At 67.5% G+C, this 15,602-nt stretch carries 12 protein-coding genes and 1 tRNA gene; 5 read left to right on the top strand and 8 right to left on the bottom strand.

Going from position 1 to position 15,602, the window contains the following annotated elements; genetic code table 11:
* Positions 1-13: 13 nt before the first annotated feature.
* Positions 14-1,153 (bottom strand): glutamine-hydrolyzing carbamoyl-phosphate synthase small subunit, encoded by a 1,140-nt coding sequence (carA, locus tag D6860_RS08995; protein WP_093412062.1) that lies wholly within the window; start codon positions 1,151-1,153, stop codon positions 14-16.
* 196 nt (positions 1,154-1,349) lie between these two features.
* Here carA and D6860_RS08990 point away from each other — a divergent pair, with 196 nt between their 5' ends.
* On the top strand, positions 1,350-1,817 hold the full coding sequence (locus tag D6860_RS08990) for a GatB/YqeY domain-containing protein (RefSeq protein ID WP_076623718.1): 468 nt from the start codon (positions 1,350-1,352) through the stop codon (positions 1,815-1,817).
* Between the two features lie 15 nt (positions 1,818-1,832).
* On the opposite strand, the gene D6860_RS08985 is transcribed toward D6860_RS08990, so the two are convergent.
* The 3 genes from D6860_RS08985 to ctaD form a co-directional block, all read right to left on the bottom strand.
* Positions 1,833-2,729: a hypothetical protein gene (locus D6860_RS08985; protein ID WP_076623719.1), complete on the bottom strand. Its 897-nt coding sequence runs from the start codon at positions 2,727-2,729 to the stop codon at positions 1,833-1,835.
* 30 nt (positions 2,730-2,759) lie between these two features.
* Positions 2,760-3,257 carry a DUF2244 domain-containing protein gene (locus D6860_RS08980; RefSeq protein ID WP_017469991.1) on the bottom strand — a complete coding sequence of 166 codons (498 nt, stop codon included), beginning with the start codon at positions 3,255-3,257 and terminating at the stop codon, positions 2,760-2,762.
* Positions 3,258-3,402: 145 nt separating this feature from the next.
* Positions 3,403-5,076: a cytochrome c oxidase subunit I gene (gene ctaD / locus D6860_RS08975; protein ID WP_076623720.1), complete on the bottom strand. Its 1,674-nt coding sequence runs from the start codon at positions 5,074-5,076 to the stop codon at positions 3,403-3,405.
* Positions 5,077-5,370: 294 nt separating this feature from the next.
* Between ctaD and D6860_RS08970 the strand changes: the two genes are divergently transcribed.
* Positions 5,371-5,592: a hypothetical protein gene (locus D6860_RS08970; protein WP_229743309.1), complete on the top strand. Its 222-nt coding sequence runs from the start codon at positions 5,371-5,373 to the stop codon at positions 5,590-5,592.
* Positions 5,593-5,753: 161 nt separating this feature from the next.
* Entirely contained in the window at positions 5,754-6,215 is a 462-nt protein-coding gene (locus D6860_RS08965; RefSeq protein WP_017468492.1) for a GNAT family N-acetyltransferase, read from the top strand.
* Positions 6,216-6,225: 10 nt separating this feature from the next.
* Here the strand turns inward: D6860_RS08965 and lipB are convergent, their stop codons facing one another.
* On the bottom strand, positions 6,226-6,876 hold the full coding sequence (gene lipB, locus D6860_RS08960) for a lipoyl(octanoyl) transferase LipB (RefSeq protein WP_017468491.1): 651 nt from the start codon (positions 6,874-6,876) through the stop codon (positions 6,226-6,228).
* A gap of 203 nt (positions 6,877-7,079) precedes the next feature.
* On the opposite strand from lipB, the gene D6860_RS08955 reads away from it, so the two are divergent.
* A tRNA-Leu gene (locus D6860_RS08955) sits at positions 7,080-7,166 on the top strand.
* 199 nt (positions 7,167-7,365) lie between these two features.
* On the opposite strand, the gene D6860_RS08950 is transcribed toward D6860_RS08955, so the two are convergent.
* Positions 7,366-8,589 carry a putative bifunctional diguanylate cyclase/phosphodiesterase gene (locus D6860_RS08950; RefSeq protein WP_254681406.1) on the bottom strand — a complete coding sequence of 408 codons (1,224 nt, stop codon included), beginning with the start codon at positions 8,587-8,589 and terminating at the stop codon, positions 7,366-7,368.
* Here D6860_RS08950 and D6860_RS25660 point away from each other — a divergent pair.
* Positions 8,524-9,021 carry a hypothetical protein gene (locus D6860_RS25660; RefSeq protein ID WP_254681407.1) on the top strand — a complete coding sequence of 166 codons (498 nt, stop codon included), beginning with the start codon at positions 8,524-8,526 and terminating at the stop codon, positions 9,019-9,021. The genes D6860_RS08950 and D6860_RS25660 overlap by 66 nt on opposite strands.
* Before the next feature lie 264 nt (positions 9,022-9,285).
* Here the strand turns inward: D6860_RS25660 and D6860_RS08945 are convergent, their stop codons facing one another.
* Together D6860_RS08945 and D6860_RS08940 are read right to left on the bottom strand one after the other, a co-directional pair.
* A complete protein-coding gene (locus tag D6860_RS08945; RefSeq protein WP_076623722.1) occupies positions 9,286-13,578 on the bottom strand; it encodes a translocation/assembly module TamB domain-containing protein in 4,293 nt (1,430 codons plus the stop codon).
* Positions 13,575-15,377, bottom strand: coding sequence for an autotransporter assembly complex protein TamA (locus D6860_RS08940; RefSeq protein WP_076623723.1), 1,803 nt, complete (start codon positions 15,375-15,377; stop codon positions 13,575-13,577). Before D6860_RS08940 ends, D6860_RS08945 begins: the two co-directional genes overlap by 4 nt.
* Positions 15,378-15,602: the final 225 nt, after the last annotated feature.

The following is a 15,602-nucleotide window of genomic DNA, read 5'->3' as shown; positions in this document are numbered from 1 at the left end:
AATTATGCGCGGCTTACATCGCCGCGACGAACCGCTCGAACAGGTAGAAGCTGTCTTGCGGGCCCGGGCTCGCCTCGGGGTGGTGCTGGACCGAGAACACCGGGCGGTCGGTCATGCGGATGCCGCAGTTCGAACCGTCGAACAGCGAGACATGCGTCTCGATCACGCCGGAGGGCAGCGACTGGCCGTCGACCGCGAAGCCGTGGTTCATCGAGGTGATCTCGACCTTGCCGGTCTCGATTTCCTTCACCGGGTGGTTCGCGCCGTGGTGGCCGTGGTTCATCTTGACGGTCTTGCCACCGAGCGCCCGCGCGAGGATCTGGTGCCCGAGGCAGATGCCGAAGATCGGCAGCTCGGTATCGTCGAGGATGCTGCGGATCATCGGCACCGCGTATTCGCCGGTGGCCGCCGGGTCACCGGGGCCGTTCGACAGGAACACACCGTCCGGAGCGAAGCCGAGGATATCTTCCTTGGTGGCGGTCGCGGGCAGCACGGTCACGTCGCAGCCGGCCGAGGCGAGGCAGCGCAGGATGTTGCGCTTGGCGCCGTAGTCGATTGCGACGACCTTCTTCTTCGGTGCGGTTTGGCGGGCGTAGCCCTCGGGCCAGGCCCACCGCATCTCGTCCCAGCGGTAGCTTTGCGCGCAGGTCACGTCGCGGGCAAGGTCGACACCGGTGAGGCCGGGGAAGGCGCGTGCCGCCGCGACCAGCTTCTCGACGTCGAAGTTGCCCTCGGGATCGTGCGCCAGCGCCACGTGGGGGGCGCCCGACTGGCGGATCGCACGGGTCAGCCGGCGGGTGTCGATGCCACCGATCGCCACCCGGCCTCGTGCCGCGAGCCACTCGGAAAGCTCCTGCACCGCGCGCCAGTTCGAGGCCGTCGTGGGCATCCACTTGACCACCATGCCGGCCGCCACCGGGTCGCCGGTCTCGTCGTCGTCGGGGTTCACGCCCACGTTGCCGATGTGCGGGAAGGTGAAGGTGACGATCTGGCCCGCGTAGGACGGATCGGTCATGATCTCCTGGTAGCCCGACATGGCGGTGTTGAAGCAGAGCTCCGCCTCGGTCTGACCGACGGCGCCGAAGCCCTGTCCGTAGAAGACGGTGCCATCGGCAAGGGCGAGGCAGGCGGTGGGCTTTTGTGTCTGGGGCATGGCGCGACTCCTGTGGCAGCGGGCGGGCGGCAAATTGCGCCATAGGTAAGGTGTGGGCCGCGCGGGGTCAAGATCCTCCCGGAAATGATAAACCTAGTAAATACAGTGTGTTATGATGGCGCGGGGCAGAGTTGCGCGGGGCGGGTGCTTTGGGTAGGTTGGGGCCTTCGGGATGGATTTGGGGATACCGTTCGACATGAATTTGCGTGAACGCATATCGGCTGCGACCAAGCAGGCGATGAAGGACAAGGCGACAGACCGCCTGTCGACGCTGCGGCTGATCAACGCCGCGATCAAGGATCGTGACATTGCCGCCCGTGCCGAGGGGATCGACGGCGGGGTCGACGATACCGTCATCATGGCCATTCTCGGCAAGATGGTGAAGCAGCGCCGGGAGAGCGCGCGCACCTACGAGGAAGGCGGACGGCTCGACTTGGCCGAGCGGGAGCTGGCCGAGGTGGAGATCATCGAGGAGTATCTGCCCAAGCCGTTGAGCAAGAAAGAGATTTCAAAAGCGGTGGATGGGGCCGTCGAAGAGGTGGGCGCAAGCTCGATCCGCGACATGGGGCGCGTAATGGGCGTGCTCAAGGCGCGCTACCAGGGGCAGATGGATTTCGGCGCCGTCGGACCCATGGTCAAGGAGCGGCTTGCCAACGCGAGCTGACCCGGTCGCGGCGGCTCAGGGCGACGGAAAGTCCTTGGCCGCCGCCTTCCACTCTTGCGGGTCGAGTGCATAGCGCGCCACGAAGCGGGTCTTGAACCCGACGCGCCCGCGCCGCGCACCGAAGTTCTCGCCGTGGTTCAGCACGTAAAGCACCGAAGGCCGCCGCAGCGCCGAGAGCCTGCGGCCCGCGAGGCGTGCGAGATAGGGAAACATCCGGTGTTCGTGCGCGGTCATGGCGCGCAGGAAGCGTCGCCCTTCCGGCTGCGCGGGGTCGTGATGCACCGCCGCGCAGGAGCCGCAGAGTTTCCAGAACGGCTTGCGCAGCGGCTGTGTCAGGCGGCGCGGGCCGGCGAGCGCGACGCCGCGGGTGGCGTGGTCCATGACGTATCCGGTCTCGACGAGGTAGCCGGGGGCCTGCCGGTCGAGCATCTCGGCGACGGTTCCGTCGCGCATCAGGTCGTCAGCATCGAAGCTCATGACGTAGGCCGGTTCCGGACCCATCTCGGGAAGATAATCGCAAAGTGCCGCGAGCTTGCGCCACTTGTCGTTTCCGGGCGTCGGATCGTCGAAGGGCAACCAGTGCAGCCGGTCGTCCTCTGGCAGGGGCGGGCGCTCCTGGCAGCAGATCACCGCCTGCCAGTCGCCGCTCTGGCGCAGGAAGCTCTCGAGCGTCTGCGAAAGCCGTTCCGTGACGGCCTGCCAGTCGCCGACGTCATGCGGCCCGACGAGCGGCACGAGGAAGATCACCCGCGTGGCGGTGGCGCGCGGCGATGCCTGCGCCGTGTCACGCAGGTCGAGCGCGGCCTGCTCCGAGGGCGCGGGCGAGAGCCTGCGCGCCAATGCCGGGCTCAGGGCCGCTGCCGCCAGCAGGGCGGCGCGTTTCAGTTTCGGCGTCGCTGGGGCCTGCGCCATCCGGGAGTCCTCGTGTGTCGGGGTGCCGGGTCAGGGCTGCGTCAGCAGCCGCACCCGGTCGGTGAGCTCGGCAAATAGCGCCTTGCGTTCGTCTTCGCTCAGAAAGGCGCCGATCTCAACCTCGCGTCCGCTACCCTTGAGGGTGACGTAGTAGGGTACCGGGCCGCCCTTTTCATGCATGCTGACGCGCACCCAGTAGGTGTTGCTCTGCCAGTCCTGGTCCGGGCCGCGCGGGTTGTGCCGCTCGAGCCGCGTGAGTTCGGGGCCGAGCGTCAGGATCTCGAGCACCTGCCGGTCGCGGCTGTTGCGCTTGATCGCGAACCACAGCCCGGCGACGGCGGCAAGCATGAAGGGCAGCAGGCCCCAGAGCAGCACGGTGCCCAGCAGGCCGAAGAATGGCATCAGCGCGAGCAGGAAGAAGCTTAGGATGAAGATCGAGAAGCCGTGGGCCGAGAGGGATTGGTGCGGCCAGAGGTGAAGCTCGGCCTGCTCCGCGGGTGAGGTGGTATGTTCCCAGCGATACGGCATGTCGGAGAGAGTTCTAGCACCGGGGCGTGTCGGGTCCATCAGAAAGATGCGGTGGCGATGCAGCTTCCCGGCGGGTTCGGTTGAAGGGGCGAAACGGAAAAGGCCCCGGATCGCTCCGGGGCCTTTCGATGATCTGCGGGGCAGCTTAGTGCGCGTGCTGCTTGTCCCAGTCCTCGCGCTTCGGGAGCTGCTCGAAAGTGTGCTCCGGCGGCGGCGAGGGCAGGGTCCACTCGAGCGTGTCCGCGTACTCGTTCCACGGGTTCTTCTCGGTGGCGGGTTTGCCCGCGCGCAGCGTGTAGATCACGATGCCGAAGAACAGCAGGAACGAGGCGAAGGACAGCAGCGCACCCCAGCTCGACACGGTGTTCCAGGTGGCGAATGCCTCCGGGTAGTCGATGTAGCGGCGCGGCATGCCCTGGCGGCCCAGGAAGTGCTGCGGGAAGAACGTCAGGTTCACACCGATGAAGAACATCCAGAAGTGCAGCTTGCCGAGCGCCTCGGGATACATCTTGCCGGTCATCTTTGGCATGTAGAAGTAACAGCCCGCGAAGATCGTGAAGGCCGCCCCCATCGACATGGTGTAGTGGAAGTGCGCCACGACGTAGTAGGTGTCGTGATATGCGCGGTCCACGGCGGCCTGGCTCAGGACGATGCCGGTGACGCCGCCCACGGTGAACAGGATCAGGAAGCCGATGGCGAAGAGCATCGGCGTCTTGAACTCGATCGAGCCGCCCCACATCGTCGCGATCCACGAGAAGATCTTAACGCCGGTCGGCACCGCGATGACCATGGTCGCCAGCATGAAGTAGCTCTGCTGGGTCAGCGACATGCCCACGGTGTACATGTGGTGCGCCCACACGACGAAGCCGAGCGCGCCGATCGCGATGATCGCCCAGACCATCGGCAGGTAGCCGAAGACCGGCTTGCGCGAGAAGGTCGCGATGACGTGGCTCGCGATGCCGAAGCCCGGCAGGATCACGATGTAGACCTCGGGGTGGCCGAAGAACCACAGGATGTGCTGGTAGAGCACCGGGTCACCGCCGCCGGCGGGGTCGAAGAAGGTGGTGCCGAAGTTCCGGTCGGTCAGCAGCATGGTGATCGCGCCGGCAAGAACGGGCAGCGACAGCAGGATGAGCCACGCGGTGATGAAGACGGACCAGGCGAAGAGCGGCACCTTGAACAGCGACATGCCGGGGGCGCGCATGTTCAGGAAGGTGGTGATGATGTTGATCGCACCGAGGATCGACGAGGCGCCCGAGACGTGCACCGCGAAGATCGCGAGATCGGTCGACATGCCGGCTTCGCTGGTGGAAAGCGGCGGGTAGAGCACCCAGCCGATGCCCGAGCCGAGCTGGCCGTTGCCTCCGGGCGCGAAGACCGAGCAGACCGCCAGCGCGGAGCCTGCGAAATACAGCCAGTAGCTGAGGTTGTTCAGCCGCGGGAACGCCATGTCCGGCGCGCCGATCTGCAGCGGCATGAAGTAGTTGCCGAAACCGCCGAACAGGGCCGGAATCACCACGAAGAACATCATCAGGATGCCGTGGCCGGTGATCAGCACGTTCCACAGGTGGCCGTTGGGCGTGCAGTTCTCGGTCGCGGTGGGAATCAGCCGCGCCCCTTCCATGCACATGTATTGAACGCCGGGCTCCATGAGCTCCAGTCGCATGTATACGGTGAAGGTCACCGACACGAGGCCCACGATCGCGGCGGTAATCAGGTAGAGAATCCCGATATCCTTGTGATTCGTGGACATGAACCAGCGGGTGAAGAACCCCCGGTTGTCCTCGTGCTCGTGGCCATGAATGGCGGCGTCTGCCATTGTCTGCCTCCTGTTGGTCTCGTCCCAGGCGCCTGCAAACATGCGCAGACCACCCCTCTATTCCATTCTTCCTTTTAGAAGGTCACTGCAGTTGCGGCAATATAGCCGTTTGATCTGGATCAAACTTTATTGTCGCACCCTCTTGCGCGACGCGCCCTGCATTCACAGGGCCGCAAGGTCGTGCCCGGGTCAGGTATTCCAGACCCCGAAACTGCCGCTGCGTCAGGTTTTCCTGACCTGCGTTTCGGCGCGGCAGGGCCTAGGCTGACGACAGTTTGCTACCAGAGATTTTCAATGTCCAGTTTCAGGGAATGCCGCACCATGGCCTGCTTCGACCTGCGTCCCGCCGATCCGCTTCTGCTTCGCCTTGCACGGTTGCTCGAGACCCCCTTCGCCCGCCGCCAGCGCCAGCTTGCCGCCCGTGTGGCGGACCTGCGGGCGCTTTCCGATGACGAGCTCGCGCGGCTTGGGCTGCGGCGTGACCAGATCCTCGGGCATGTTTTCGGGGTCCGCTGAGCGGGCCGTCATTGCCGACGATCGCCACGGGGTGTTCCGACCCGGCGGCGGTCGCGCCCGGACGGTGTTGTTCCCCACCGGATCGGGCTAGGCTGGCCGGAGCGGCCGTTCTCCCCCAAGTGAGGTCGCTCCGGTCTTTTTTCTGTTCTGGGACACGCATCATGACCCATGCCGACACCGAGCTTGCGGTCGCGGGCTCCGGCGATCTTTCCGAGATCGAGGCGCTCGTGCAGGACGCCTACGCGCCCTACGTCGCGCGGATCGGAATGAAGCCGGGCCCGATGCGCGACGACTACGCGGCGCATGTACGGGCCGGGCGGCTTCGCGTGCTGCGCGCGGACGGGCGGATCGCGGGGATTCTCGCGCTGGAGCCGCAGGACGACGCGCTGCTGCTCGACAACGTGGCTGTCGCGCCATGGGCGCAGGGCAGGGGATACGGGCGCCGGCTGCTCGATGCCGCCGAACAGGTGGCAAGGGCGCAGAGGTACGAGCGCATCCGCCTCTACACCCATGTGAAGATGACCGAGAACATCGCGATCTACGCCGGGCGCGGGTATCGCGAGACCGGGCGCACCGAAGTGAACGGACTGCATCGGGTCTACATGGAGAAGACGCTCGCCTGACCGGCGGCGATCACTCCCCGAAGACCTCGTCGAAGCTGCGCCGGAGGGCCACGTCGACATCGGCCATGCTCACCGGCAGACCGAGGTCCACAAGACTGGTCACACCGAAGTCGCTGATTCCGCAGGGCACGATGCCCGAGAAATGCTCGAGTTCCGGCTCCACGTTGATCGAGATGCCGTGGAAGCTCACCCATTTGCGCAGCCGGATGCCGATGGCGGCGATCTTGTCCTCGCTCATCCGGCCGTCGGGCAGGCGCGGCCGGTCGGGGCGCTCGACCCAGACGCCGACACGTCCCTCGCGGATGTGGCCGGTAACGTTGAACTCGGCGAGCGCCGCGATCACCCAGGCCTCGAGTTGCTGGACAAAGGCGCGGATGTCGCGGCCGCGCCGGTTGAGGTCGAGCATCACGTAGACCACGCGCTGTCCGGGTCCGTGGTAGGTGTACTGCCCGCCGCGCTTGGTGTCGAAGACCGGGAACCGGTCCGGCGCGCGCAGGTCCTCGGCGCGGGCCGAGGTGCCGGCGGTGTAGAGCGGCGGATGCTCGACCAGCCAGATCGCTTCGGGCGCTTCGCCGCGCGCAATGGCAGCGGCGCGCTCCTCCATGAAACGCACGGCGTCTTCATAGCCGGTCAGGCCGTCGCTGGTGATCCATTCGGTCATGGACAAGCGGGCTAGGCCCAGACGCGGGGGGCGTCAAGATGGCAGGTGCGGGAGGTATGCTTTACGGGACCGCCGCGGCCATCCGGACGGGCGATTTTCGCCCTGTCCGATGGTCGGAAAGAAAAAATGCGCAAAGATGCGATTTCCCTCTTTTCATCCCCGGCGGGCAACTGTAAAGAGCGCGTCACCAAGTCAATGACAGTGCGGTCGTGGCGGAATTGGTAGACGCGCAGCGTTGAGGTCGCTGTGGGGTAACTCCCGTGGAAGTTCGAGTCTTCTCGACCGCACCATTTACTCTCCCGGACATGCCGGCGCGTTCCGTAAGGTTTTCGTATCGGCCTGATGATCCGTCAGTGACTTTCCCCCGTATTGCAGAAAATTCGTAGGCCAAGCCGCGTCCGATCGTGTCGGGCAGGGGTCTTGGGCTCAGCAGCTGTGACCAGGTTGCCTTTCGTAGTGAGCCATGACGAGGACCCGTGGCCCGCTGCCTCAGTCCGCGCCGAGTGGGCCGGGCGACCCGTAGTGGTAGCCCTGGACGAGATCGCATCCGAGTTTGCGCAACAGCGATGCGGTTTCTTCATCTTCCACGCCTTCAACAATGAGATCGATGCCGAAGGCCGTCGTGAGCTGAAGAAGCGCACTGACGAAGGCCGAGTCCCGGGGGCTGCTCGCGATATCCTGGATGAAGCAGCGGTCAAGCTTGAGCATGTCGACGGGCCAGCTGCGCAAATGGGCGAGCCCGGCATAGCCGGTTCCGAAGTCATCGAGCGCCACGCGTGCTCCGCGGTGCCGCAGGTTTGCAAGGGTGCGGAAGATCGGTCCCTGAACCTCACCCAGCATGGTGGTTTCGGTCACCTCGATGACGATATGTTCCCAGTCGAGTCCGTGCCGCTCGAGTGCACGGTCAAGATCTTCGACGAGCTCGGAGCGGAGGAGATCGCCTGCGCCGACGTTGAGGGTCAGCCAGAGCGGGTCTCTCTGCGGCAGGCCGGCGAAATGCGACAGCGCTTCGCCGATGATGCGCCGGCTGAGCTTCTCCGCAAGCTCGGGGGTCGAGAGCGCGAGTGAAAAGGCCTCCGGCTCCAGAACGCCCTTCTCGGGGTCGATCCAGCGCACCAGCACCTCGTATCCGGCGATCCGTCCGGAAAGCAGCGAGCGGATGGGTTGGAAGAAGGGCTGGATCCTTCGCTCTTCGAGGGCCTGCAGGAAACGCGGCCGCATGAGGCGTGCACTGAAGTTTTGATGCGTTTCAGGAGTGTAGACGGCGCCCTTGCGGTGATCGGCCCGCTTGCTCGCGTAGAGCGCGGCATCGGCGCGGTGAAGCAGGCGTGACACGTCGCGCAGTTTTTCGGTCGTGATGGCGCAGCCGATGCTGACCCGCCCGAGATCCGGTTTGCCCAGATCCGCGGCGCCGTCCTCGATGCCGGTGAAGCAGTCCCGCATGAGGCGGTCGACCGTGGCGCTGTCACCGTCCGGGAGCGCGATGAGCGCGGCGAATTCATCGCCGCCCAGTCTCCCGAGCAGCGACTTCGAGGGGAGGGCGCGGATCAGAGCGCGCGCCACTGTCTGCAGGTATTGATCGCCGAAGGGGTGCCCGTACACGTCGTTCACGGTCTTGAAGTTGTCGAGGTCCAACAGCAGCAGGGCGTGGTGGCGGATGTCCGTGCCGAGACGGTGCCGGCACCGACGTTGAAAGGCGCGGTTGTTGAGCAGGGCCGTGAGCGCGTCGCGGTCGGCCTGTCGCGACAGCGCATGCGATTGCCGGACTTCACCGGAGAGCTCTTCCTCGAGCGTGAGAAGGTCGTCCCACTGCATGAGCGTGTTGCCGAGCAGACGTGCCGCACGTTCCGCCCGGACGGAAGCCGCGGGGTCCGGGGTGGGGGCAAGTCGCAATCCAAGGGCGCCGCGAAGATTGCCGGCACTGTCCTCGATCCGGCGAGCCACGAGGGTCTCTTGCGGAGTGTGCATTATCAGAAGCGGATCGCCGCAGGTCGGGTCGGCGGTGAAGTCGACAAGCTGAAGGGTCTGCCGCCGCAACCTGGTGTCGGTATCGCCGATCATGACGCGGGGTTTGCCGGGCTCGGGAAGCGGCAGAAACAGTGCCGCATGCAGATCTTGCGAGCGCATCGCGTCGAGCGCGTCTGATACCAGACGCTCAAGCTCTTCAGGAAAGGAGTGGCGCGTCATGCCATCCGGGTCGAGAGCCGTAATCGGTGCCAAGAATACCCTTATCCCTTGTTCATGACACCCCGACGACGGGGAGGACGGGGTGCCAGAACTTCACCTCTGACAAGTAGAAATCAATTTTCCGTTAAGAGTCCCCGGGCCGGGAAACGAAAGCGCCCCGGCTGTCATGGAGGGGACAGCCGGGGCGGATCTGGTCTGGCTTGCGACGTCGCGGGCGGGGCCTCAGTAATCCTTTTCGTAGAAGATCCCGAGGCTGGTGTCGCCCGCGCTGGTTGCGCGGCCCCGCGCCTTGACGTTCTTGTTCACCTGGAGGTTCAGGTCGATCGAGGTCTCGCCGCTGCTGTCGACCTCGACGTCCGTGTAGATGTTCTCGGACAGATACTTGCCCGCCCGCAGGCCGGCGTTGCCCTCCGCATCCGTGGTGACGTCGAAATCATCCAGTCCGAAGCCCTGCCGCAGGTTGCCGATGATGCCCTCGCCGCCGCGCCCGGCGAGCGTGTTGACCGCCGCCGCGATGCGCAGCGCCTGGAAGGCCGACAGCTCGCCCACGTTGCGCCCGAAGAGCAGCAGCGCGAGCACTTCTTCCTCTGGCCGCGACGGTGTCGAGGAGAAGCTTACCTCGGGGGAGGTCGCCTCGCCCTCGATGGCGACGGTGATGGTGTTGCCGTCACGCTCGGTCACGGCCTCGACCTCGATGGTGGGAATGAAGTCTCCGGTCAGCCGCAGCACCGCCCGTTCGAGCGTGAGGCGCTGGCCGAGGATGTCCAGCCGGCCGCGGATCAGGTCGAAGCGCCCCTCGGGCACGATATCCTGCGAGGTGCCGCGCAGGCGCAGCGTGCCGCCCAGCTCGGCATCGAGGCCACGGCCCCGCACGAAGATGCGGGCCGGCGCGCGGATCTCGAGGTCGAGCGGCAGGCTGTAGGCCGAGCCACCGCCGCCATCGCCAGACTGTTCGAGCAGCCCGGCGCGGGCGCGGGTGGCGCGCACGTCCGAGGGTTCGGCGACGTGGTTGAGCGTGAAGCTGCGGCTGCCCGGGCCCATGCCGGTTTCGGGAATGCGCAGCTCGGCCTCGTTGATCTCGACCCATCCGCCGATGGCGGGGCCGGTCAGGAGCGGGCCCTCGACGGTGATCCGCCCATCTGCACGCGCCTGGTAGAGCCGGCGATCCTCGAGCAGGAGATCGCGCAGCCGCACGGCAAGATCGGCCCGGTAGGGCGCGGTCATGCCGATGGTGCCCGTGGTCTCGAGCGTGCCGCCGGTCGAGAGGCCGCCGGTGACCGACACCTGCGCCTGCCCACCGCCCAGCCGGGTCTCGATGTCGAGCCCGGTCAGGCTGAGCGCCGGTCCGGGCAGCACCGCCTCGGCGCCGTCGACGCGGATCGTGCCCGAAAGCGACGCGGGTGCGAGCGGCCCGTCGAGCCGCAGGTCGAGCCTGGCGAGACCCGACAGCAGGTTCGGCTCGATGAACGTATTGGCCAGCGACAGCGGAGCGCTGCCAGTGATGCCGAGGTTCGCATTGTCGAAGCTCTGCGCAATGCTGCCGGTCACGCGCGCCTGCGTGCCGCCCGGCGCGGTGAGGTCGGTGTTGACCTGCCACGGCCCGGAGCCGCTGCCGCTCAGCGTGCCGGTGGCGGTGGCGCGGCCCGGAAGCTGCTCGACGATCACGCCGAGGTTGTTGAGCACCACGTCGTAGCTGAGCGCGCTGTTGCCGGACTGGCCGAGGCTGCCGCTCATGGTGGCGCTGATCTGCGAGGTGGTCACGTCGAGCGTGTCGACGGTGATCGTGCCGTCGGCATCGCGCCGGGCCGAGACCACCGCCCGCCCGGTGCCGCCGATGAGCTGGTCGACCGTTGGAATGCCAAGCGCGATGTCCTGCGTGGTCAGCCGGCCTTCGGCCGAGAAGGCGCTGCTTTCTAGCGTGTAGGAACCGCCGCCGTCGAAATCGAGCGAGCCGCGCAGGGTGCGCCCGACGAGCGGGGCGAAGGCCGACAGCGCACCTGCCTCGGCGGTGCCGTCGAAGCTTACGGAGGCCACGCCCATCGGGCCGCTGCCGTCATCGCTCTTGGTGGCGGTGAGCTCGCCCGAGGCGCCGGTCTGTCCCGGTCCGCTGGCGGAGAAATCGAGCAGGTAGGCGTCGGCGCTTTCGGTCAGCTCGCCCTGCAGGCTGGCCGAGCCGGTCATCCCGGCGGCCGCGCGCGACAGTTCCGGCAGGGTGATGTCGAAGGTCGCGGTGCTGGCATCCGACAGCAGCGTGCCGTTGGCGGTCATTCGGATGCCGGGGCCGTTGACGCGCGCGTCGCGGATGGTGATGCCGCCGTCGTCGCGCACCGCGTCGACCTCGGCGCGGGTGGTGCCCTGCAGAAGCCCGTCGACCTGCGGAATGCCGATCTCGAGATCCTGCGTCACGAGCGTGCCGGAGGTGTCGAAATAGCCGGTCTCCAGGGTGTAGCTGCCGGAGCCGTCGAAGGTCAGCCCACCGGCGAGCGGCCGGTCGATAAGAGGCGCGAAGGCGGCGAGCCGTTGCGAATCCGCCGTGCCGTCGAAGCCGACCCCGACGATGCCGCCATCCTCGCCCTTGCGGGCGGTGACAACGCCGTCGATGCGGGTGTCGCCGGGACCGCTGGCCTCGAGGTCGAGCGCATAGGCGGCCTCGCCCTCGTCGAGCGTGCCGGACGCCGTCAGCTGTCCCGAGGCGTTCGGATCGACCAGCGACAGGTCCGGCAGCGTCAGGTCGAAGGTGCCCGAGCTCTCGCCGGTCTTGAGCTGGCCGTTGGCCGACAGGGTGATCGACCGGCCATCCAGATCGAGCTGGCGCAGGAAGGTGCCGCCCTCGTTGCGCTCGGCGCTCGCGGCAAGCGTCAGCCGGCCCGCCAGCAGCCCGTCGAGCTGCTCGATGTCCGCCGAAAGGTCGTCGGCGGTGCCGCTCAGGGACAGGTCGAAGCGTCCGGCGACGGGCTCCATCGTGCCCTCGAGCACGAAGTTGGCAGCCCCGCCGAGGTCACGGCCCGCCACGCCCGAGAAGCGCGACAGGTCGTCGGTGCGCACGCTGATATAGGGCTCGACCGTTGGGTCGTTGCCCTCGCTCAGGCCGAAGAGGGTGACGTCGCCGGCGACCTCGATCCCGGCGCCGTTCAGGTCGATGCCGGTGATCTCGAAGGGCGCACCCTCCTGCCAGTCGAATTGCAGCCCGCCTCTGAGGTCGCGGCCGGTGGCGTCGGCGAGCGACGCATCGGCAAGGTCCAGCCCTTCGAGCGCGAGGCTCAGCTGTCCCGAGACCTGCCCGGGCACCGAGCTGCCGGCGTTGCGCGCGATGGTTCCCTGGCCCGAGAGCGTCGCCCGCTCCAGTGCCATCTCGGGGCGGTCGAGCCCCTCGACCAGCGCCCGCAGGGTGAATTCGTCGCCCTGGGCCCGGTCGTAGAACAGCCTCAGCGTCGCCTGGTCGAGGCGCGTGACGTCCTGCGTGAAGGCGATCTGCACCGGCTCGCCATCCTCCGAGGCGATGCGGCCGTCGAGCAGGAGGCGCTCGGGCCAGCCGTCCGCGCCGATGCGCGCCGAGCCGTCGAGCGAGACCGTGGCGGTCTCCAGGTCCAGCGCGTCAAGCTGGATGGCGCCGCCGTTTTCGATCATCCCGCGGGTCTCGATGCTCTGGCTCGCGCCGAGAAAGGCACGCTGGTCCTCGGGCAGGAGCGGGCGCAGGTCACCGGACAGATCGGCGGCGAAACGCTGGCCTTCGTCGGCCACGCCCTCGAGCGTCACCGTGCCCGAGAAGCGGTCTTCGCCGTCGGTGGCGAGGGCCACGTCGGCGGTGAAATCGTCGACCGGGCCCTCGCCGTTCACCGTCAGCTTGAGCGCCGGGGCGCCGGGCAGGTTGGCGAGCTTCGTCACCAGCCCGTCCTGCGCGCCGTCGACCGCGAGGTCGATGGCGAGCTGCCGGCTTTCGTTGACGTAACTGCCGTCGAAGGTGATGGCGTCACGTGGCCCGTCGAGCCGTTGCACCGAAAGCTGGGCCTCGCCTTCGCCGTCGGCAAGCTGGGCCGACCCGGCAACCCCAAGAGCTACGGCCTCGCCGAGGATCGGTTCGCCCAGCTCGACGCGCTCGATCGACATCTCGCCGATGTTCACCGACACGGGCAGGTCGGGCAGCGAGAAGCTGCCGCCGCTGGCCTCGGGGGCGGGGGCGTCGCTGCCGCCTGCGGGCAGGCGCGCGACCTCGAGCCGCTGCGCGGTGATCTGCGAGACCTCGACGCGGCCGGTCAGCAGGGCGGCGCGGCTCCAGTTGAGCTCGGCATCCTCGAGCGTGAGCCAGATGCCCTGTTCGTCGGCGATGGTCATGCGGTCGAGCGTCGCCTCGGAACTCAGCGCGCCCCGGAAGCCGCGCACCCGGACGGTGGTGCCGTCCGACGACAGCGCGCCCTCGATCAGCCGTTCGAGACGGGTGCCTTCGTCGTCATCCTGCGCGTGCGCCGGAAGGGAGAGGCAGAACAGAAGGGGGAGTAGTGCGAGAAGCCGTTTCAAAATGCCTGACCTATGCCGATGTAGATCTGAACGCCGCTGCCGGTGTCGCCACCGGTGGGCGTTGCGACGTCGAGCCGGATCGGTCCGATGCCGGTCTGGTAGCGCACGCCGAGACCGGCGCCGGACTGCCATTCGCCACCGCTGCCGGGCGTGGCCTCGGCGCTGATGTAGCCGGCGTCGGCAAAGGCGACGACGCCCCAGCTTTCGCCGATGTCCTGACGCAGCTCTCCGGACAACCCGAGGAAGCTGCGGCCGCCGGTTTCGTCGCCGTTGCCGAGATCGACGGTCAGCGACTGGTAGGGCTGGCCGCGCACGGTGCCGGCGCCGCCCGAGTAGAACAGGAATTCCGGCTGCGTCTCGTCGAGTTCCGGGCCGACCACGGAGCCGACCTGCAGCCTGCCCGCGAGAACCGTGCCCTTGCTTTCGCCGATGCCGTAATAGCCGCGCAGGTCGCCGTAGAGCCGCGCGCCGCTGCCGGTGTCGTTGACGTTCAGGAAGGGCGTCGCCTCGGCGCCGATGTACCAGCCCGACTTGGGGTTCAGGTCGTTGTCACGCTTGTCCCACGTGAGCGACAGCGGCATCGTGAGCAGCAGGAACTCGCGGTAGCCGAGGTCGTCCTCGGTTTCCGAGTAGTTGAGCCCGAGCCCGAGCTCGCCGGTCAGGTCCTCGGTGAAGCGCCGGGTGAGGCCGGCGGTGAGGTCGATGCTGTTCGAAGTGTAGGTCGGCTCGTTCTCGCTCGCCAGTGCCGCCTGGAAGAAGGCGTCGGTGTCGGGCCCGAGCCGCGCGATGGCGGCGGGCACCTCGAGACGGGCGGTGATGCTCGCGTCGATCTCGCCGGTGTTGCCGGAGATGTCCGATACTTCGCCGTCGACACGGAAGCGCTCGGCGCCGCCCATGAAGTTGCGGTGCAGCCAGAAGCTGCTGAGCGTCAGCCCCTCGAGCGACGACAGCTCGGCGCCGAAGCCGAAGCGTCGCGGCTTGGCATCGACCACCCGCAGCTCCATGTCGAGCGTGCCGTCGGGGTTGGGCCGGTCGGCCTCGCGCACGGTGACGCTCGAGAAGGCGCCGGTGCTCGTCAGGCGGCGGGTCACGTCGTCGACCACGTCCGGGTCGAAGCGCTCTCCGGTGGGCAGCCCCGCGATGCGGCGCTGCGCGGCGGTGCGCACGGCGCTGTCGTTCACGGTGATGAGCCGCCCGAACCGCAGCTCGGGGCCGGGGGCGATGCCGATATCGACGTCGAGCTGCTGGGCGCGATGATTCGCGGTCACGTCCTGGTAAGCGAGGTCCGCCTTGGCGTGGCCCACCTGTCGCCAGCCGTCGATGGCTGCGTCCGCGGCCTCGCCCACCAGCCCGGCACGGGCCGTCGACCCGGAGGTGAAGTCCTCGGGCAGGGTCGTGTCCGGCGCGAGCGGCGCCACCCGTGTCGTGCCGAACTTGAACGACGGCCCCTTCACCACGGTAACCATGACCGTGTCGATCGTGTCCGGGGACGAAAGCAGCGGAATTTCCGAGGCTTCTCGCCCGTCGAGCGTGATGCTGATGGTGCCGCCGTAGTAACCGTTCGCGTAGAGCGTCTCGAGCAGGACGCCGTAGTCCGATAGCGCGGCGGCCAGCACGTCCTGCGTGCCGGTGCGGTCCTCGTCCTGCGCGGCACTGAGCGCGGAGTTGTTCTCGATCTGCGATCTCAGGTCCTCGTCCATGCCGGGGGTCGAGAAATTGAGATTGTCGAAGGCGGCCGCCGGCTGGGCGGCGAGGATGAGCGATATGCCGACAGTGGCGGGAACGCGCCAAATGGTCACTGAGCTGGTCCTTTCCTGCGCGGCAGGGGTGTTTGGCGCCGCGTCCTGCGTGCGTACAGACTATGGCAGCCATGGCAGCATGACCAGAGGTTAAGGCCGAATGGACGCGGCTGTTTCGGGCCTGTGATCGGGGGGCTGCAGACACCCCCGGCGGGAGGCGCGGCTTGCGCCGTGGCCGTCCCCTGACTATCCCGGAAGGAACCGGTGCCGCCGTGGCGCCGCCGG

Source organism: Salipiger sp. D13 (assembly GCF_003703915.1).
Classification (GTDB): Bacteria; Pseudomonadota; Alphaproteobacteria; order Rhodobacterales; family Rhodobacteraceae; genus Salipiger; species Salipiger profundus.
Note: the sequence above shows the minus strand (reverse complement) of the source record. Positions and strands in the feature narration are given on the sequence as shown.